At 71.6% G+C, this 18,059-nt stretch carries 19 protein-coding genes; 10 read left to right on the forward strand and 9 right to left on the reverse strand.

What is annotated here, in order from left to right; all coding sequences use genetic code 11:
• Nucleotides 1-21: 21 nt before the first annotated feature.
• The 5 genes from EXE51_RS11350 to EXE51_RS11370 all read right to left on the reverse strand — a co-directional run bounded on the left by EXE51_RS11350 (nt 22) and on the right by EXE51_RS11370 (nt 3,821).
• Nucleotides 22-504: a hypothetical protein gene (locus EXE51_RS11350; protein WP_086216231.1), complete on the reverse strand. Its 483-nt coding sequence runs from the start codon at nt 502-504 to the stop codon at nt 22-24.
• Nucleotides 505-683: 179 nt separating this feature from the next.
• Complete coding sequence (locus tag EXE51_RS11355) at nt 684-1,724, reverse strand: NAD(P)-dependent alcohol dehydrogenase (protein ID WP_049931071.1); 1,041 nt, start codon at nt 1,722-1,724, stop codon at nt 684-686.
• A 165-nt stretch (nt 1,725-1,889) separates the two neighbouring features.
• A complete protein-coding gene (locus tag EXE51_RS11360; RefSeq protein ID WP_137692691.1) occupies nt 1,890-2,672 on the reverse strand; it encodes a metallophosphoesterase in 783 nt (260 codons plus the stop codon).
• Nucleotides 2,669-3,448: a J domain-containing protein gene (locus tag EXE51_RS11365; protein WP_137690662.1), complete on the reverse strand. Its 780-nt coding sequence runs from the start codon at nt 3,446-3,448 to the stop codon at nt 2,669-2,671. Before EXE51_RS11365 ends, EXE51_RS11360 begins: the two co-directional genes overlap by 4 nt.
• Nucleotides 3,449-3,563: 115 nt before the next feature.
• Nucleotides 3,564-3,821 carry an MTH865 family protein gene (locus EXE51_RS11370; protein ID WP_049931076.1) on the reverse strand — a complete coding sequence of 86 codons (258 nt, stop codon included), beginning with the start codon at nt 3,819-3,821 and terminating at the stop codon, nt 3,564-3,566.
• 174 nt (nt 3,822-3,995) lie between these two features.
• On the opposite strand from EXE51_RS11370, the gene EXE51_RS11375 reads away from it, so the two are divergent.
• Nucleotides 3,996-5,054, forward strand: a complete 1,059-nt coding sequence (locus tag EXE51_RS11375) for a M42 family metallopeptidase (RefSeq protein WP_086220367.1) — start codon at nt 3,996-3,998, stop codon at nt 5,052-5,054.
• A gap of 7 nt (nt 5,055-5,061) precedes the next feature.
• Here EXE51_RS11375 and EXE51_RS11380 read toward each other — a convergent pair whose 3' ends face one another.
• A complete protein-coding gene (locus EXE51_RS11380) occupies nt 5,062-6,363 on the reverse strand; it encodes an MFS transporter (RefSeq protein WP_137692692.1) in 1,302 nt (433 codons plus the stop codon).
• 274 nt (nt 6,364-6,637) lie between these two features.
• On the opposite strand from EXE51_RS11380, the gene EXE51_RS11385 reads away from it, so the two are divergent.
• Complete coding sequence (locus EXE51_RS11385) at nt 6,638-7,522, forward strand: substrate-binding domain-containing protein (protein WP_094495073.1); 885 nt, start codon at nt 6,638-6,640, stop codon at nt 7,520-7,522.
• Between the two features lie 3 nt (nt 7,523-7,525).
• Here EXE51_RS11385 and purH read toward each other — a convergent pair whose 3' ends face one another.
• Nucleotides 7,526-9,130 carry a bifunctional phosphoribosylaminoimidazolecarboxamide formyltransferase/IMP cyclohydrolase gene (gene purH / locus EXE51_RS11390; RefSeq protein ID WP_137692693.1) on the reverse strand — a complete coding sequence of 535 codons (1,605 nt, stop codon included), beginning with the start codon at nt 9,128-9,130 and terminating at the stop codon, nt 7,526-7,528.
• A 167-nt stretch (nt 9,131-9,297) separates the two neighbouring features.
• Between purH and purB the strand changes: the two genes are divergently transcribed.
• The gene (gene purB, locus EXE51_RS11395; protein ID WP_137692694.1) at nt 9,298-10,785 is read left to right on the forward strand and encodes an adenylosuccinate lyase; all 1,488 of its coding nucleotides are present in this window, start codon (nt 9,298-9,300) and stop codon (nt 10,783-10,785) included.
• Between the two features lie 7 nt (nt 10,786-10,792).
• Here the strand turns inward: purB and EXE51_RS11400 are convergent, their stop codons facing one another.
• Entirely contained in the window at nt 10,793-11,443 is a 651-nt protein-coding gene (locus EXE51_RS11400) for an SDR family oxidoreductase (protein WP_086216223.1), read from the reverse strand.
• 90 nt (nt 11,444-11,533) lie between these two features.
• Between EXE51_RS11400 and EXE51_RS11405 the strand changes: the two genes are divergently transcribed.
• From EXE51_RS11405 to EXE51_RS11430, 6 genes are all read left to right on the forward strand, one after another.
• Nucleotides 11,534-11,887 (forward strand): zinc ribbon domain-containing protein, encoded by a 354-nt coding sequence (locus EXE51_RS11405; protein ID WP_094495076.1) that lies wholly within the window; start codon nt 11,534-11,536, stop codon nt 11,885-11,887.
• 75 nt (nt 11,888-11,962) lie between these two features.
• A complete protein-coding gene (locus EXE51_RS11410) occupies nt 11,963-12,142 on the forward strand; it encodes a hypothetical protein (protein WP_049931091.1) in 180 nt (59 codons plus the stop codon).
• A 29-nt stretch (nt 12,143-12,171) separates the two neighbouring features.
• Entirely contained in the window at nt 12,172-12,468 is a 297-nt protein-coding gene (locus tag EXE51_RS11415; RefSeq protein ID WP_089307868.1) for a hypothetical protein, read from the forward strand.
• Nucleotides 12,469-12,510: 42 nt separating this feature from the next.
• On the forward strand, nt 12,511-13,179 hold the full coding sequence (locus EXE51_RS11420; RefSeq protein WP_137692695.1) for a hypothetical protein: 669 nt from the start codon (nt 12,511-12,513) through the stop codon (nt 13,177-13,179).
• Nucleotides 13,180-13,857: a metal-dependent hydrolase gene (locus EXE51_RS11425; RefSeq protein WP_089307870.1), complete on the forward strand. Its 678-nt coding sequence runs from the start codon at nt 13,180-13,182 to the stop codon at nt 13,855-13,857.
• Nucleotides 13,858-13,942: 85 nt separating this feature from the next.
• Entirely contained in the window at nt 13,943-15,541 is a 1,599-nt protein-coding gene (locus EXE51_RS11430; protein ID WP_089307871.1) for an NAD(P)/FAD-dependent oxidoreductase, read from the forward strand.
• Between the two features lie 21 nt (nt 15,542-15,562).
• On the opposite strand, the gene EXE51_RS11435 is transcribed toward EXE51_RS11430, so the two are convergent.
• Entirely contained in the window at nt 15,563-16,096 is a 534-nt protein-coding gene (locus EXE51_RS11435) for a PAS domain-containing protein (RefSeq protein ID WP_137692696.1), read from the reverse strand.
• 146 nt (nt 16,097-16,242) lie between these two features.
• On the opposite strand from EXE51_RS11435, the gene EXE51_RS11440 reads away from it, so the two are divergent.
• Nucleotides 16,243-17,763, forward strand: a complete 1,521-nt coding sequence (locus EXE51_RS11440; RefSeq protein WP_137692697.1) for a matrixin family metalloprotease — start codon at nt 16,243-16,245, stop codon at nt 17,761-17,763.
• Nucleotides 17,764-18,059: the final 296 nt, after the last annotated feature.

Consider the following 18,059-nt stretch of genomic DNA (forward strand, 5'->3'; position numbering starts at 1 on the left):
CGCAACGAGTGTGCGCCGCAGTCACAAGGAGTTAGCGGTCGCGGCGGCCGCCGACGCCCGCCGGCTCCGTCGCCGGAGGTACGTGATCGGGAGCCCGACGAGGACGCCGGCGACGGCGACCGCGCCGAGTACGAACCCGACCAGCAGCCGCACGGGCCCGGCGGCGAGCATCTCGAGTCCCCAGATGACCACGAACCACGCCGTCCAGAGCGCGCCGGTGAGGAGCGCGGTGAGCAGCCCGAAGGCGGCCCCACGGAGATACGTGGGCGCGTCCGGCCGCTCGACGAGGGCCCACCAGACGAGCGTCCCGACGACGAGCGCCGGGGTCGCGAGGAGCGGCATCCCGGCCGCGGGCGGGAGACCGACCACGTCGGCGAACAGGCCGAGTACGTCGGCGAGCAGCAACGCAGTGAGGGCGGCGCAGCCGAGCGCGTACACGCCGGCGTAGAGCGACCACCGCCGAGCGGCGGTGAAGCGGGAATCGGCGGGGAGGGCAGTTTTCATGTCGTATTTCCCCGAGCGCCGGGCTAAATGTCTTCCCGTTGTCCGGTCGCCGGTCACCGGACCGTGGTCGTCACCTCGAACGGGTACGCCCCGCTTTCGCTCGGGGCCTGTCCCGAGACGTCCCACGGGACGAAGAACAGGCCGCGGGCCGCGACGCGGTCCGGCTGTCGGAGCCGGTTTCAGGGCGTGATCACGGCACGGCCGTCGATCTCGCGGTGTTCGAGCTTCTCGGCGACCGCGTTGATCTCGCCGAGGTCGTACCGGCTGGTGTGGAGGTCGACATCTCCCTGCTCGACGAGCGCGACGAGCTCCTGAAGCTCCGCGTACCGCCCGACGATGTTGCCGACGAAGGAGAACTCGCCGTTCACCAGCGCCTGCGACGGCTCGTGGACGTGCCCGCCGTAGCCGATGACGTGGTGGTCGCCGCCGCCGGCGGTGATGTCCGGCGCGTAGGCGGTCGTCACGTCCTCGCCGACGAAGTCGAGCACCTGCGCGGCGCCCGTGCCGTCGGTGATCCCCGCTATCTCGGCCGCCACGTCGGCCTCGCTCGGGTTCACCAGGTGGTCCGCGCCGTAACTGTTCGCCAGGTTCAGCGCCGACTCCTTCAGGTCGACGGCGGTGATCTTTGCCGCGCTCATCGCGTTCAGGCACTGGAGCCCGATGTGACCGAGCCCGCCGACGCCGATGACGACGGCGTGGTCGCCGGGGTTCAGCTCCGCGACCGCCTTCTTGGCCGCGTGGTACGCGGTGATGCCGGCGTCCGCGTGCGGCGCGATATCGATCGGTTCGACCCCGCTCGGCAGCGGGATGACCGCTCGTTCGCTGGTGTGGAGATACTCGGCGAAGCCGCCGTCGTGAGTCAGCCCGTTGAACGCGCTGTTCTCGCAGTGCATCGTCTCGCCGAGCCGGCAGGGGCGACAGGTCCCGCAGGTCTGTACCGGGTGGCAGATCACCGGGTCGCCGGCGGAGACGATCTCGACGTCCTCGCCCGTTTCGACGACCGTCCCCGCGTTCTCGTGGCCCAGCGTCAGCGGCAGTTCCTGCGGGACGTACTCGGCCCACATCCCCTCGATGATGTGGTTGTCCGTCTGGCACCAGCCCGCGCCCTCGACCTCGACGACGACGTCGTCCGGCCCCGTCGCCGTCGGCCGGTCGACCTCGTCGATGGTGAGCCCCTCGCGCATGTCGTCGGTGTACTCGTGGAGTCTGGCTGCTTCCATGTGGGAACGGTTCGCACCGCGTGAATCATAAACGTTCGTTATAGTCTCTCGCCCGACGAGAGAGCGAGGAGATCCACGTCGCCGGCGGTGGGGTTCACCCGTGACACCCTCGGCGAGGCGCTCCCGTGTTTGTCCGGTGCTGTACGCACGGCGGGGCAGAAGCGCTCACAACAGCCGGCGGAACTCGCCGAGCGGCGGGAACCGGAGGGCCTCTCCCGCGTCGCCCGCATCCGCACCGCGGCCCGAGCCCTCCGACGGGGAGTCGACCACGACCGGCGCGAGGCGGTCCGCGTCAGTCACGAGCGGGGAGTCGAACGCGTCGGTCCGCATGTCGTTGACCGCCACGCCCGGCGCGAGGCGGGTGAACGCGGGCAACACGAGGAGGTCGGCCCCGCGGTACGTTCCGGGGCCGCGGAGGAAGCAGGGCCGGCGGTCGCCCTCGATCTCGATCGTCGGGTGGACGTGGCCGATCACGTAGCGGTCGGCGTCGGTCGAGGGCGCCTCGTGCCCGTGACAGACGACCGTTCTCGCGACGTGCGTGGCGTCGGCGTCCCGGTCGCCGCTCTCGCTCAGAACGAGCTCCTCGCGGGCCCGCCCGTCCCAGCGGCTCGGCAGGGCGGTGTCGTGGTTGCCGGCGACGAGTTCGAGGGCGGCGCCGCGCGTCTCGCATGCGTCGCGGAGGGCGTTCAGTGTGCCGAGGGTCCTGTCCGTGACTCGGTCGAAGGTGTGGACCACGTCGCCGGCGACGGCCACGGTTCCGGGATCGAACCGGTCGAGGAGGGTGCCGAGCCGGTCGGTGAGGTCCGCGCGCTCGCCGAGCGGGAGCGAGACGGCGGACGCCTCGCCGCGGCCAACGTGGAGGTCGGCGACGACGAGGGCGTCGGCTCCCGGGAGGTAGACAGCGCGGTCCGCGAACGTCGGCCCCGACCCGTGAGCGCGGTCGCTCACCGCCCGTACCCGGACGAGCGCTCGCGGCGACGGCCCGCGTCGCGGTCCGCGTCGCCGCCGCCCGGGCTCGGTCCGCCGTCCGCGTGGTTGCGGGCGGTCGCGTACGCCTCGCGGACACGGCGGAACGACTCCTCGTCACCGCCCTGGTCCGGGTGCGTCTCCTTGACGCGCTCGCGGTACGCGCCCTTCACCGCGTCGACGTCGGCGTCGCGGTCGAGGCCGAGCTCGTCGAACGCGTCGCCGACGGGGTCCGCGCGGCCGGCGCGGCCGCGAGCGGTCGAGCGCCCGGCGGCCCGGTCGGCGCCGAATCGCCCGCCGAAGCCGCCGGCGCCGGACCGGCCGCCGCCCGAACCGGACGAGTCGTCGGTCGCCCAGTCGGGCTCGTCCACGTCGAACGGGAGCCGGCGACCGAGCCCGCGGCCGGGCATCTCGTGTTCACAGAGGACGGTGTAGACGCCCTCGCCCTCCAGCCGGAAGTAGTCGTGCGCGTCGAAGGTGATCGCGACCCCGCGGTCCGGGAGGTAGAAGGGGACCGACACGCCGTCGAACGCGTGGTCCTCGTCGAAGCGCTCGCCGGCGGCGTTCAGGTACGTCCGGATCTCGCGGCGGCGGCGGTCGTCGCCGGCGGCGCCGCGGCCGCCGGTCGACGCGGCGGGTGCCGGGACGAACCGGTCCCCGAGGTAGAACGCGAAGGCGACCACGGCGGTGGCGACCCCGCCGAGACCGACTCCCCAGAGGACCCACCGCGGCACCAGGCTCGTGAACTCGGCGAACACACCCGCCGTAGCGGCTCCGCGGTAATCAACCTCCCGCCGCCGGTCGGCGGCGACGCTCGGCGGTGACAGTCGGCGGCGGATCGCGAGGAGAAACGCGGTGAGGCGGTCGACCGACTCAGAGCATCCCTTTCGCGTCGAGCCCGTCGATGATGTCGTCGACGAGCGACTCGGCGTCGTCGTAGGGGAACTCCTGTTCGCTGCCGAGCTTCGCCGCCATCTCCATCGCGGTGAAGCTCACGTCGCCGGCCTCGAACTTCGTCGCCGGACCGTCCGGGAGGGCCGGGACGAGGTCCATCTGGTTCTCGACGGGGAAGTCTGCGCCGCCGAAGGCGTCCATGAACTGTTCGCGGAGTTCCGCTTTCACGTCGCTCATACACACGACATCCCGAGAGCGACCGCAAAAGGGTTGCGGAACAACGATAAACGTATTTAGGGTTGTCGGATGCGCGCTCGCCGACGCGGCGGGGTCGACCGGTGGAGCGGTCCCGAAGGCCGACGGTCGTGCCGGATCCTGCGGACCTTTGTCGCTGGCGCGTCAGGTGGGCGCATGGCGCGCGAGTTCGACTTCGACTTCGACCTGCTCCGAGAGCTGACCGAGGCCCGCGGCGTCCCGGGCTACGAGGACGACGTGCGCGACATCGTCCGCCGCGAGTTCGTCGACAGCGCCGACCACGTCCGGACCGACGCGATGGGAAACGTCGTCGGGACGATCGAAGGCGACTCGGATTACTCGGTCGCGGTCGCGGCCCACATGGACGAGATCGGCTTCATGGTCCGGCACGTCACCGACGAGGGGTTCGTCCAAGTCGACCCCCTCGGCGGGTTCGACGCCCGCGTCCTGCGCGCACAGCGCGTCACCGTCCACGGCGACGAAGACCTGACGGGCGTCATCGGCTCCGTCCCGCCGCACACGCTCACGGAGGAGCAGCGGGAGAAGGACGACGAGGTGAAGGACGTGTTCATCGACCTCGGTCGCGACGCGGAGGCGGTCGAGGAGTCGGTGAGCGTCGGCGACCTCGTCACCCTCGACCAGACCACGACGCGTATGGGCGACCGAGTCACCGGGAAGGCGCTCGACGACCGGATCTGCGTGTTCGCGATGCTGGAGGCCGCCCGCCGGATCGACGACCCGGCCGTGACGATCCACTTCGCGGCGACCGTCCAGGAGGAGGTCGGGCTCCGGGGTGCGAAGGCGCTCGGCGTCGACATTGACCCGGACCTCGCCGTCGCTCTCGACGTCACCGTCGCCAACGACGTGCCGCAGGTGGGCGACCCGGCCGACGCCGTCACCGACCTCGGCGAGGGGACAGCGGTGAAGCTGAAAGACTCCTCGGTGATCGCCAGCCCGAAGGTCCACAGCCGACTCACGGAGGTCGCCGAGGACGAGGGGATCGACCACCAGCACGAGGTGTTGCCCGCGGGCGGCACCGACACCGCGGGGTTCCAGAACACGGCGGGCGCGAAGCCCGTGGGCGCGATATCGATCCCGACGCGGTACCTCCACACCGTCACCGAGACGGCCGACGGCGGCGACGTGGAGGCGACGGTCGACCTGCTGACGGCCTTCTTGGAGTCCGAGACGGGCGATCACGACTACACGCTCTGAGGCGAAGTTAGTCGTCGCCGGGCGCGGCCGGACCCGGATCTCGGGCCGCGCGGTGCGCCCCGCGCGCCTGCCACGCGAACCCGGTGGTCGCGAACGCGATGAAGCCGGCCGCGAGCAGGAACCCGGTCTCGGTGGTCGTCCAGTCCATCGTGGTCCCGACGAGCACCGGCCCGACGACCTGTCCGACCTTCCACGAGACGGAACGGAGGCTCATCGCGCTCGCGACGGAGTCGTACGCCTCCCCCTCGTCGACGAACAGCGACATGCTCGCCGGCAGCCGGATCGAGTCGGCGACCCCGAGCAGCGAGTAGGCGGCGAACAGCGCGAAGAAGGCCCCGCCGAGCGTCTGGGAGTCGCCGAGGTACGAGACGGTGACCGGCGCGACGGTCCCGTCGAAGTACGCCGCGAGGGGGATGATCGCCGTGCCGACCCCGTACAGGAGCGCGCCGACCGCGACGAACAGGTAGGTGTGGTCGTAGCGGTCGGTGAGGTCCCCGACGAACCCCTGCGTGAGCGCCTTCGTCGCCTTCCCGCCCGCCATGATCCAGCCGATGGCGAACGCGGAGATGCCGAACGTCGTCCGGGCGTAGATCGGGAGGAAGATGATCACCGCCATCTTGCCGACGCTGAACGTGAACCGGAAGAAGACGAGCGCGCGCAGCATCGGGAGGCCGAGCAGCGACCGGAACGTCTCGACCCCGCCGGCGTCCTCGGGGTCCTTCCGGCCGCCGGGGTTGTCGCGCAGGAACGCGAACACCAGCACGAACGCGGCGAGCGTGACGGCGGTCAACACGACGTACGTCTCGGAGAAGCCGTAGGCGTACAGGAGGTAGCCGCCGACCAGGTCGCCCGCGAGCGACGAGAAAGAGGCGAACTGGTTGTACGAGCCGAGCCAGCGACCCTGCTCGTCGTCGGGGCTGATCTCGCCGATCACCGTCGCGCCCGTGATCCAGAGGACGCTCGCGCCGAGCCCCTGGACCATCCGCACGAGGATGATGTGAACGGAGCTGTCGACCAGCGCGAAGCCGACGAAGACGCCGACGTTGATTAGGAAGCCGCCGAGCAGCCACCGCTTCGCGTTGCCGGTGTCCACCCACCGGCCCAAGGGGAGGACGATGACGAGCTGGACGACGGCGAACGCGGTGCCGAACAGGCCCTCGATGAACCCCGTGGTCCCGAACAGGTCGGCGTACAGCGCGAGGGCGATGAGGATCGTCGAGTACGCCTGACTGCGGGCGAACGCGGTCCCGGCGAGCGCCGCGAACTCGCGGTCTCCGAGCAGCCGTACCGAGTTGCCGAACTGCGCCACGGTGGTCTCCGTCCGGAGATAACGAGACTGGGAGAGAAAAGCGGCGCAGATCCGGCGGTCCGCGTGGGGTTATCGTTTCAACACTTCGATACGAAAGGCGGGCGCGGCGGGTGTCCTCTCCGCCGGGACACCCGCCCGACCCGATCGGCATCGCGGGTCGCACACGGTACAACGACAGGGTCGCGCGGTGCCGACCCGGGGCGCGCAGGTTCTCAGACGGTAACAGCGTCCGGTTGCTTAATACGAAAGCGTAGACGAATTCGACTACATTCGTATGCGTCGTCGACAGTACGTGCGGGCGCTCGGTCTCGGCGGTGTCGCCTCGCTGGCGGGCTGTGCGGAGCAGACCGAGGAGCCCGCCGCCCGCCGCGGCTCGGTGACGCTCGCCACCGCCACCACGGCGTACGACAGCGGGCTGCTCCCCGTGCTGAACCGCGGGTACGCAGACCGGTTCGGAGCGTCCGTGGAAGCGGTCGTGCGCGGGACCGGCGCGTCGCTCCGCACCGCCCGCGACGGAGACTGCGACGTGGTGCTCGTCCACGCCCGGCCGCTGGAGGACGAGTTCATCGCCGAGGGGCACGGGATCAACCGGCGCAGGGTGATGGTCAACGACTTCCTGCTCGTCGGCCCGCCCGACGACCCGGCGGGTGCCGCCGGAAGCGACCCGCTGGCGGCGTTTCGGGCGATCGCCGAGACGGAGGCGACGTTCCTGTCGCGGGGCGACCGGTCGGGGACGCACATCCGCGAGCTCCGGATCTGGGACGAGGCGGGGCTCAGTCCCGGCGGCGAGTGGTACCGCGAGACCGGTCAAGGGATGGGCGAGACGCTGACCACCGCCCGGCAGTCGGGCGCGTACACCCTCGTCGACCGCGGCACCTTCCTCGCCGTCGGCGACGACGGCGTCCTGGCGCGGCACGTCGAGTCCGGAATCGACGACCCGCCGCCGCTGCTGCGGAACGAGTACGCCGTCATCCCGGTCAACCCCGCTCGGCACGACGTGGCGTACGCGCGGGCCATGTCCTACGTCGGCTACCTCACCGGCCCCGGACAGTCGCGGATCGAGGAGTTCCGGGTCGACGGGGAGCGGGCGTTCCGTCCGCTCGCCCGCTCGCCCGACCCCGAGTTCGAGCAGTACGTCCCGAGCGACTGGGAGGGGTGACCCCTAATCGTGCCGGAAGCAGCGCGACCCGGTGAACGCCATCGCCATGTCGCGCTCGTCGGCGGCGGCGATCACGTCCTCGTCGTTGACGGAGCCGCCGGGCTGGATGACGGCCTCGATGCCCGCGTCGGCCGCCTCCTCGACCGCGTCCGGGAACGGGAAGAACGCGTCCGAGGCCATCACGGCGCCATCGGCGGACTTCCCCTCCGCGTCCTTCTCGGCCTTCATCGCCGCGAGCGTCACGGCGTCGACCCGGGACACCTGCCCCATGCCGACGCCCACCGTCTCGGTGCCCGTCGCGAAGAGGATCCCGTTCGATTTCACGTGCTTCAGCGTCTTCCAGGCGAACAGCATCGTCTCGACCTGCTCGTCGGTCGGCTCGCGCTCGGTGACGACCTCCAGGTCGTCGGTGGTCGGCGACTGCCGGTCGCGCTCCTGGACGAGGCGGCCGCCGACGACCGGCTTCTCCGTGAACCGCTCCGAGAAGCGGTCGTCGCCCGCGCCGAGCGGACCCACGTCGAGGACGCGGAGGTTCTTCTTCTCCCGGAGCACGTCGAGCGCGCTGTCGGTGTAGCCGGGCGCGACGACGACCTCCTTGAACGAGTCGGCGACCGCCGTGGCGGTGTCGGCGTCGCACTCGCGGTTCAGCGCGACGATGCCGCCGAACGCGGACTTCGCGTCCGTGCGAAGCGCGCGATCGTACGCGTCCGCGAGGTCCGACCCGACCGCGCAGCCCGCGGGGTTGGTGTGTTTGATCACCGCGGCCGCGGGCTCGTCGAACTCCTTGACGAGGTTCAGCGCGGCGTCGGCGTCGTTGTAGTTGTTGTACCCCATTCCCTTCGCGCCGGGGTTCAGCTGGGCGGCGTCGACGACGCTCGCCTCCTCGCAGCCGTCGTCGACGTACAGCGCGGCGTCCTGGTGGGGGTTCTCGCCGTACCGCAGCGTGGCGGTGCGCTCCTCGGAGACGAAGCGTCGCTCCGGGAAGTCGCCGCCCACGTCGCCCGCAACCGTGACGCGCTCCGGGCTCCCCTCGTCGTCCCGCTCAACGGTCACGCGGTCCTCGGCGAACCAGCGGACCGCCCGCGGGTACGCCGCGAACTCGGCCTCGCGGAGGACGCGCGCCTTCAGCGAGTCGGCGTCGTCGTCCTCGTACACCGGGATCGGTTCCTGGGTGACGACCGGCCCGGCGTCGACTTCCTCGGTGACGACGTGGACCGTACAGCCGGTCGTCCGAACGCCCGCGTCCAACACCTGCTCGTGGGCGTCGGTGCCGGGGAACGACGGTAGCAGCGAGGGGTGGACGTTCAGCGTCGTCGGGACGGCGTCGAGGAACTCGTCGGTGAGCACGCGCATGTAGCCGTCCAGGCAGACGAGGTCGACGTCGTAGTCGGAGAGGCGCTCGACGACCCGACGCTCGTGCGACTCGCGCGATTCGCCTTCCTCGCGCTCGACGACCTCGGTCGGGATCCGGCGCTCGGTCGCGGCCTCCAGCACCGGCGCCTGCTCGCGGTTCGTCAGGACGACCGACAGCTCCGCGCCGCCGGGCGCGGCGTCGGCGATGTGTCTGAGGTTCCGTCCCCGGTTGCTCGCGAGTCCCGCGATCTTCATACGCGAACGTCCGACCGATGGGGTATATCGATTGCGGTCCGCACCGCTGTTGTATCCACATCTGCGGATCGGAACGGGCGTCTCGTGCGACCCGACGGCGGTTCGGATCCACGTCCGTGCGTCACCCTATCGACACGCTTTTGCTGGCGCCGCGGGCAGTCGCGGACATGACCGACGACTCCGAACCGACGGCGGACGACGCCATCGCGGGGCTGTCCCGGGCGGACCCGCTCGCGGCCGTCTCGCCGCTCGACGGCCGCTACGCAGACCGGACGGCGCCACTGTCCCCGTACGCGAGCGAGGCCGCGCTGATGCGCGCCCGGACCCGCGTCGAGGTCGAGTACCTGCTCGGGCTGGGCGCGCTCGACGCGACGCCGATCGCCTTCGACGAGGCGACCGCGGCGGCGCTCCGCGAGGTGTACGAGGCGTTCGACGCCGAGGACGCGCGGCTGGTCAAGGCCCTCGAGACCGAGGGGGCCGCGGGGTACGACGCGACCAACCACGACGTGAAGGCGGTCGAGTACTTCCTCCGCGTCCGGCTGGCGGACATCGCGGAAGGCCCCGACGCGCCGCTCGACGACGCGGAGTCGCTGTACCCGTGGATCCACTTCGGGCTCACCAGCGAGGACGTGAACAACCTCGCGCAGCGCCTCCTGCTCAAGCCCGCGGTGAGCGAGGTGATCGTCCCCGCGGTCCGCGAGGTTCGCGACGCCTTAGTCGAGCTGGCACACGAGTACCGCGACGCGCCGATGATGGCGCGCACCCACGGCCAGCCAGCGACGCCGACCACGTTCGGCAAGGAGATGGCGGTGTACGCCGCGCGGCTCGGCCGCGCGCTCGGCCGGATCGTCGTCGCGAACGAGGACCTCTCCGGGAAGCTCGCGGGCGCCTCGGGCACCTACGCGGCCCACCGCGCCGCCTACCCCGAGGTGGACTGGCGGGCGTTCTCCGCGTCGTTCGTGCGCGGCCTCGACCTCGAACACACCGCGCTCGCGACGCAGGTGAACCCCTGCGACGACCTCGCTGCGCTGTTCGACGCGCTGCGGGGCGTCAACAACGTCCTCCTCGATCTGGACCTCGACGCGTGGCTCTACGTCTCCGACCGATACCTCGGGCAGGAGGCCGTCGAGGGCGAGACGGGGTCGTCGACGATGCCTCACAAGGTGAACCCGATCGACTTCGAGAACAGCGAGGGGAACCTCTCGGTGGCGAACTCGGACCTGACGTTCCTCGCCGACTACGTGACGAGCTCGCGGCTTCAGCGCGACCTCTCCGACTCGACGGTCAAACGCAACGTCGGCGCCGCGCTGGCACACTGCCTGATCGGCTACTCGAAGGCCGCGGACGGGCTCGCGACGGTCGTCCCGAACGAGACCGTCATGCGCGAGGAGCTCGACGCGACCCCCGAGGTGATCGGCGAGGCCGTCCAGACGATCCTGCGCCGCGAGGGCGACACCGAGGCCTACGAGCGCGTGAAGGCGCTCTCGCGCGGCCGGTCGGTGACGCTCGACGACTTCCGGGAGCTGTTCGCGGACCTCGACGTCGACGACGAGGTCCGCGCGGAACTGGCGGCGCTGACGCCCGCCGGCTACACCGGGCTCGCCGACGAGCTCGTCGACGGGGTCGGCGACGCGGGCGGGTCGACGAACGAGTAGCGACGCTTCAGCGCTTGCGAACGTCGATCTCTCGCGTCGCGATCCCCTCGTGGTCGACGAGGCGGCGATACTCCGCGGCGAGGGCTGTCGCGTCGATCGCTGTCGGTCCGGCGTCGGGACGGACGGGGGAGCCGATCCGGACGTACGTGACGGACACGTCGTCGAGGGCCGCGTCCAGCGAGAGCGCGAGCCCCCGGGCGGCCGGCGCGACCGCTCCCCACTCGACTTGCGCCGTCACGGGCGGCTCCGCGAACGTCGTCCCGCTGAAGAGAACGGTCCCCTCGGTCTCGCGGAGGTCCGGCAGCGCCGCGCGGACGCACGCCATCGACCCGGCAACGCGCACGTCGAATAGTTCGCGGAGCCGGTCGGCGCTCGCGTCGTCGACCGGGTTCCCGCCGCCGCCCGACGCGTTCAAGACGAGCACCTCCGCGGGACCGAGCTCGTCGCGAACGCGTTCGAGGGCCGCCTCAACGGCAGCGTCGTCGGTCACGTCGGTCGGGATCGCGACGGCGTCCCCGCCGAGGTCCGCAGCGAGCGTGCGCACGTACTCCTCGGAGCGCGCCAGCAGCGCGACCGCAAACCCGTCGTCGTGGAAGCGCCGCGCGACGGCGGCCCCGATTGTCGGGCCGACGCCCGCGATCACGGCGACTCGCGTCATACCTGATCGGGGCGGCCGGCAATCATATACGTTGGGTTGCGGCGGGTGAGGGCACAAGGCGTTTACCGCTCGCTCGCGGATCCGGGCCCGATGCCCTCCGAAACCAACGACGAGACGTACTCGATATTCGGCGACGACGAACTGATCGAGAACGAGGCCGATGACGAGCGCGAAAACCGGCGAAACGACTCCGGCGGCCGCGGCGACGGGTCCGGGTCCGACGACCGCCGCGACTCGCTCGGCGGGAGCGGCGAGGACGGCTGCCCGAAGTGCGGCGGCACGGAGACGGAGACCGACGAGATCGCCACCAGCGGGACGGGACTCACCAAGATGTTCGACGTCCAGAACCGGAGCTTCGTGGTCGTCTCCTGTGCGAACTGCGGCTACTCCGAGCTGTACAAGGGCCAGTCGTCGGGCAACGCGATCGACTTCTTCCTCGGGTAGGCCGCGGGGTGACGACGGACGGCCCGAACCCCCGCCGAGCGATCGACTTTTCTCGGGAGCGCAACCAGCCGCGGTATGGTCTCCGTCCGACCGCTCGCGTCCCTCCCGGTCGTCGCCGCCCCCGCCCGGTACCCGTACGCCCGGCGGTTCGGCGAGGTGAACGGTGACCCGGTGCTCTGGACGATCGACGCCGCGCCCGAGGCCGCCCTCGCGACCGCGCTCGGGATCGTCGGCCTGCTCGCGGTCTCCACCTGACGAACCTGATCGCGGGCGGCGCCCGGCTGATGGCCGTCGCGCTGCTCGGCGTCGAGGCCGGGACGGACGCCGGCGCCGCGAGCGACGGCGACCGCGTCACGGTCGACCGGGGAACGGAGACGCGCGGCGCCGCCGACCGCGAGCGCGATGTCCCGGTGCGCGACGCCAGGGAACAGGCCGACGCGGGCGAGACCGCCGACGCGGGAGCGAACAGCGAGGCGGACGGGCCGGACGCCGACGACTTCGAGTTCGGCGATGACCTCGCCGATCCGCACGCGGGCGATACGGGAGGCGACGCCGACGGCCGTCGGGACGGGCGCGACTGACCCGCCCGGAGCGCTTATTCGCCTCCGAGCGTCAGGACGGACATGGCTCCGACGCTCGTGAGCGCGGCCGTGGGGGCGCTGCTCGCGGCCGCGCTGCTGGGCGACGCGTTCGATCGGCGCGCGGTCGCGGTCGTCGTCGCCGCCGCGGTCCTCCCCGGCCTCGACGCCGCCGCGAGCCTCGCCGTCCCCGGCGCGACGAACGCCCTCCTCCACGCCGTCTGGGCGCCGCTTCTCGCCGGCGGACTGCTCTACTGGGACGGGGAACTGCGCTCGGCGTCGACCCTCCGCGAGCAGGGCGGCCCCCGAGCGGTTCGGGTCGCGTGGATCGCGCTCGCGTCGTTCGTCGTCGCCGGGGTCGGCGCGGCGCTGTTCGCGGGCGAGGGCGCGGCGCTCCTCTACCCGCTGGAGGACGCGCGCTACCTCGTCCGCGGTCGATTGGTGTTCTCGACTCAGGAGGGGGTCGTCCAGACGTTCCTGACCCCGGGCGCGACGGGGGCGGGGATCCTGCCGATCGAGCGCGTCGGCGGGGCGGTCGCCGACCCGGTCTCCTCGTGGATCAACCCCGACGGGCGACCGGGGTTCGATCCGGGTGCCGACCGCGAGTTCCGGTTCGTCGAGGCGGGGTGGCAGTTAGTCGTCGTCGCCGCCGCGGCCGCGACGCTCGCCGTCCGGTTCCGGTTCCGCGGCGAAGGCGCGGGGGTGAGCCGCTGAATGCCCTCGACAGTCGTCCACGCCGGGTTCGCGCTGCTGCTCGCGGCGGGACTGCTCGGGGCCTACTACGACCGGCGTGCGCTCGCGGTCCTGCTCGTCGTACTTGTCCTGCCGGAGGCGGACAGCTTCCTCGGGCCGATCATGCCCGGCGCGCACCGCACGGTCGGGCACAACTTCGTCTTCCCCGCGGTCGCGGCGCTGGCGCTGTACGTCGACACGCGGGTCCGGGAGCGGTCGTGGCTCCGGGACCGGCTCTCGCCGCGGTGGATCGCGGTCGCGTGGGTCGCGCTGTGCGTCCACGCGTTCGCGCACGTCGCGATCGACTGGACCCACCTCGACGGGGTGAACGCGTTCTGGCCGCTCCGCGACCGGTTCTTCCAGCTGGACGGCAAGGCGGTCTACTCGACGGCCGACGGGTTCGTCCAGACGTTCGTCGACGTGCGGGTCGACCCCGAAAGCGGGTCGCGGACCGTCGACGCGGGCGCGGGCGGCACCAGCGAGTCCGTCCACGTCAACAACCCAGTCCAGCCGCGCGACCCGGACGTCGACGTCGAGGAGCCTGTCGACCGGCGCTTCCCGATCGCGAACAGCGGGTGGCGGCTCTACCTGATCGGGCTCGGGCTGTTCGCGCTCGTCGCCCGGCGGTTCCAAGGCGACGGCGTCGCGGACGACGCCTGACGGCCCCGCGAGATCCGGGGGACTGCGGCGCCCCTAACATGGTATGACCGCAGGGTAAACGGTCCCGGACGCGTAGCGAGACATAATGACACCCCAACCGGACGCGGACCTATCGGAGGCGACCGAGCCGCTGGCCGGGGAGTCGATCGCCGTCGTCGGCGCCGGCTTCGGCGGGCTCTCGACGGCCTCGTACCTCGCCGACGCCGGGGCGGATGTGACGGTGTTCGAGCGCAACGAGCACCCCGGCGGGTACGCCGGGCGGATCGAGCGCGACGGGTTCCGTATCGACACCGGCCCGTCGTGGTACCTCATGCCGGAGGTGTTCGACCGGTTCTTCGAACACTTCGGGCGATCGACGGACGACTACTACGACCTGGTCGAGCTCGACCCGCTGTACGAGGTGATCTGGAAGGACGGCGACCGCGCGTCGATGCCGGCCGACCGCGAGGGACAGAAGGCGCTGTTCGAGTCGTACGAGTCCGGCGCGGGCGACGTGCTCGACGACTACCTCGCCGACGCCGCGGAGGCGTACGAGCTCGGGATGGACCGGTTCGTCTACCCGAGCCGGTCGCGGCTGCGCGACATGGTCGACGCCGACGTGCTCCGGTCCGGGCGGGCGCTGCCGAAGCTCCGCGAGATGGACGACTACGTCGGCGACTACTTCGACAGCGAGAAGCTCCGCCAGATCGCGGAGTACAAGCTGGTGTTCCTCGGGGGGTCGCCGTACAACACGCCCGCGATCTACACGCTGATGAGCCACGTCGACATGAACCTCGGCGTCTACCATCCGACCGGCGGGATCGCGAGCGTCGTCGACGCGATGGCCGACCTCGCGCGCGACCTCGGGGTCACGATCCGGACGAACGAGCCGGTGACCGCGATCGAGCCGTCGGTGCCGGCGGCGACGCCGACGTTCACCGTGGAGACGGAGCGACGCGCGATGGGCGAGTCCACCGCGGCGGCGCGGTCGGCGCGCTTCGACCGCGTCGTGGCGAACGCGCCGCCGCCACACGTCGAGCGCGACCTCCTCCCGAGCGGGACGGTCGACCGCGAGTCGTACTGGGAGTCGCGGACGTACGCGCCTTCCGCGTACCTCTCGTACATCGGCGTCGAGGGGGACGTTGACCTCGACCACCACACGCTGGTGTTCCCGACCGACTGGCGGCCGCACTTCGACGACATCTTCGACGAGCCGGCGTGGCCCGACGACCCCGCATACTACGTCCACGTCCCGTCGAAGACGGACCCCGAGGCGGCGCCCGACGGGCACGAGGCCGTCTTCCTGCTCGTCCCGCTGGCGGCCGGGTTGGAGGACGACCCCGAGACGCGCGAGCGGTTCCGCGACCTGGTGTTCGACGACCTCGCCGAACACGCCGGCGTCGACTTCCGCGACCGGATCGTCTTCGAGGAGACCGCCTGCGTCTCCGACTTCCGGCAGCGGTTCAACGCGCCCCGTGGCACGGCGCTGGCGCTGTCGCACACCCTCGAACAGACGGGGCCGCTCCGCCCCGCCCACCGCGCCCCCGGCGTCGACGGCCTCTACTACGTCGGCGCGTACACCAACCCCGGCATCGGGATGCCGATGTGCCTGCTCAGCGGCGAACACGCCGCCGAGGCGGTCGTCGAGGACGCGACCGGCGGGGGCGTGCTCCCGTCCGTCGTCCCCACGTCGACGCTGCGGTGAGGGGCGCGTTCGGGGGCGATTTTACTCGACGCCCGCGTCCGGCCCGTCGATCGGCTCCGGCTCTTGGACCGCGACCCAGTGCGTGACGGTCCCCGCGTCCCCGAACAGCGGCCGCAGCGTGACGCGGTTCGCGAAGGGAGTACCGTCCCGGCAACGGTTGCGGAGTTCGACGGTGACCGCGGACCACGTCGACAGCGCCTCGCGGAAGTCCGCGCGGGGGTCGGCGGCGGCGTCCGGATCCTGAAACAGCCGGGGGTTCCGACCGCGGAGCTCGTCGAGCCCGTAGCCGGTCCACTCGCGGAACCAGCGGTTGACGTAGACGATCGGCGTGTCGCGGTACGCCGGGCCGGTGAGCGTGAGGCCGAGAGGGAGGTCGTCGAGCGCGCGGACGCGGTCGACGAACAGCGCCTCGCGCTCCCGCTCGGCGGGGGCGTCCGAGTGCGTCGGGAGCGTCACGCCGTCGAGGTCGTACTCGTCGGTCAGCGCAGAGAGGCGTGTCCGGAAGGCCCCGCGGTCGGCGTCGATCGCCGCGAGCACGTCGCTTCGAAGCGTCACGTGTGCGGTTAGGCGCGGACGGACAAGCGCGTGTCGTTCCGTGAGATGGGGAGCACGGAACCACCGGACGCCGGTCGCGACCGCCGAGCGGGGCGGGTGAGTGGAACGAACGTTATGTGCGTCCGGGTCGGAGGCTGTGATCACTGATGCGTGAGACCACCGCCGTCCTCGCGGTCGCGCTGCTCGTCGCGCTCGCCGGCTGCGGCGGGCTCGGCGGGGAGCTGGCCGGCCCCCCCGGAGACCCGTCACCGTCGATCGAGTCCGTCTCCGCCCCGGAGTCGCTCGGCCACGACGAGCGGGCGACGGTCGCGGCGACCGCGCGGTGGGAGGGGCTCGCGGGCGACGGCGGATCCGCGGGCGAGGGGGGTTCGGCCGCGGGACTCGACCCGGTTCGGGTGACGGTCCGGGTCGGTGACGCGACGTTGGTCGCCGAGAACCGGTCTGTCCCGGCGAACGGGACGCTGACGGTGACGGCCGGCGTCGACGGCGCGGCGCTCGACCCGGGCGAGTACGACCTGACGGTGACCGTCGGCGGGGCGACGGCGACCCGCTCGATCGTCGTCGAAGAGGCCCGCGCGGCGACGTTCGCGGTCTCCGCGATCGACGCCCCCGACAGCGTCGAGTACGGCGGAGACCTCTCGGTGGCGGCGACGGTGAGGAACGTCGGCGACCGGGCCGGGACCCAGACGGTCCGGATCCGGTACGGCGCGGGAGCGAGCGCGAACCGGACGGTCGCGCTCGACGGCGGCGCGGAGCGCCGAGTGTCTGTCACGTTCGCGGACGTGCGACGCGACGGCGGCGCCCACCCGCTGGTCGTGACCACCGCGAACCGGACGCGGGAGCGCGCGGTCGCGCTGTCGCACCCGAGCCCGTACGGGGAGACGACGCTGGGCCTCTACGCCGACGACGCGGCGGTCGACCGGAACGTCTCCGGCGTCGCGGCGGCCGCGACGGGGTACTGGGAGCGGAACGACGAGCGCTACCTCGGCTATCCCGTCGCCTACGAGCGGGTGAGCGACGAGTCGCGGGCGGACGTCGTTCTCCGGTTCGACCGCGTGGAGCGCTGCGGCGTCGAGGGCAACGACACGCGGTACTTCGGCTGCGCGGACCTGCTCGTCGACGAGCCGCGGACGCCGATGACCGCGACCGTCGATCCCCGGGTCTCCGACGCGGATATGAACGCGACGATCATCCACGAGCTCGGCCACGTTCAGGGGCTCGAACACGGCGAGGAGCCGGCCGGGCTGATGAACGCGACGAGCACGCTCGCGACGCATCGGCCCTTGAAGATCCACTTGCGCGACGACGACGGCGCGGTCACGGGGCCCGTCGAGGACGAGGTGGCCGCGGCGCTCGACTACTTCGCGGGTCGCGAGGATATCGTCGGGAGCGACCGGTTCGGGTGGGAGTTCGTCGACAGCGCGCTTGACGCCCACGTCCAGATCACCTACGACGAGCGCGGGGAGGTCTGTATCACGGACGGAGGCGGCTCCTGTACGGTCGACGGCGAGTACTACGGGCAACAGGACGTGCGGCTGGAGGAGCTAGACGAGGAGGTCGTCGCGTGGCACGTCGGGTGGTCGTTCGCGCCGGCCCTGCTGGAGGAGATGCCGCCGGAGCTTTCTCGCGAGACGGACCGGCGGGAGCGGGAGGCGTGGCCGGAGTAGGGCCGGGCGAGCGAGTGTGCTCTCGACGCGGGGATCGAGGAGACCGACCGCCTCATCGACTAGATCCTCTGCGACTGCTACGACCTGACGAACGAGGAGAGCAGGGCCGTGGAGGCGGCGGTCGCGGAGTAGGGACGGGAACCGGGGATAACGTCTTTTCACTCCGTTTCCGGGTCGCGTTAAGTTAGAGGATGAGGCGGACGAGTTCTGAGTGTCTATGACAGATTTCGACCGCCTCAGCGAACGTACCGCGTGGATCGACTTGTCGTTTGTGGAGCGAGATCGAACTCCGCGCT

This window comes from Halorubrum sp. CGM5_25_10-8B (assembly GCF_005435095.1).
Classification (GTDB): Archaea; Halobacteriota; Halobacteria; order Halobacteriales; family Haloferacaceae; genus Halorubrum; species Halorubrum ezzemoulense.

Bases quoted from the DNA above. Each gene is read 5' to 3' on its own strand.
- purH (WP_137692693.1), bottom strand. From the start codon at position 9,130: ATGAAGATCGCGGGACTCGCGAGCAACCGGGGACGGAACCTCAGACAC.
- EXE51_RS11370 (WP_049931076.1), bottom strand. From the start codon at position 3,821: ATGAGCGACGTGAAAGCGGAACTCCGCGAACAGTTCATGGACGCCTTC.
- EXE51_RS11430 (WP_089307871.1), top strand. From the start codon at position 13,943: ATGACACCCCAACCGGACGCGGACCTATCGGAGGCGACCGAGCCGCTG.
- EXE51_RS11385 (WP_094495073.1), top strand. From the start codon at position 6,638: ATGCGTCGTCGACAGTACGTGCGGGCGCTCGGTCTCGGCGGTGTCGCC.
- EXE51_RS11375 (WP_086220367.1), top strand. From the start codon at position 3,996: ATGGCGCGCGAGTTCGACTTCGACTTCGACCTGCTCCGAGAGCTGACC.
- EXE51_RS11425 (WP_089307870.1), top strand. From the start codon at position 13,180: ATGCCCTCGACAGTCGTCCACGCCGGGTTCGCGCTGCTGCTCGCGGCG.
- EXE51_RS11355 (WP_049931071.1), bottom strand. From the start codon at position 1,724: ATGGAAGCAGCCAGACTCCACGAGTACACCGACGACATGCGCGAGGGG.
- EXE51_RS11410 (WP_049931091.1), top strand. From the start codon at position 11,963: ATGGTCTCCGTCCGACCGCTCGCGTCCCTCCCGGTCGTCGCCGCCCCC.
- EXE51_RS11440 (WP_137692697.1), top strand. From the start codon at position 16,243: ATGCGTGAGACCACCGCCGTCCTCGCGGTCGCGCTGCTCGTCGCGCTC.
- purB (WP_137692694.1), top strand. From the start codon at position 9,298: ATGACCGACGACTCCGAACCGACGGCGGACGACGCCATCGCGGGGCTG.
- EXE51_RS11400 (WP_086216223.1), bottom strand. From the start codon at position 11,443: ATGACGCGAGTCGCCGTGATCGCGGGCGTCGGCCCGACAATCGGGGCC.
- EXE51_RS11415 (WP_089307868.1), top strand. From the start codon at position 12,172: ATGGCCGTCGCGCTGCTCGGCGTCGAGGCCGGGACGGACGCCGGCGCC.
- EXE51_RS11405 (WP_094495076.1), top strand. From the start codon at position 11,534: ATGCCCTCCGAAACCAACGACGAGACGTACTCGATATTCGGCGACGAC.
- EXE51_RS11420 (WP_137692695.1), top strand. From the start codon at position 12,511: ATGGCTCCGACGCTCGTGAGCGCGGCCGTGGGGGCGCTGCTCGCGGCC.
- EXE51_RS11350 (WP_086216231.1), bottom strand. From the start codon at position 504: ATGAAAACTGCCCTCCCCGCCGATTCCCGCTTCACCGCCGCTCGGCGG.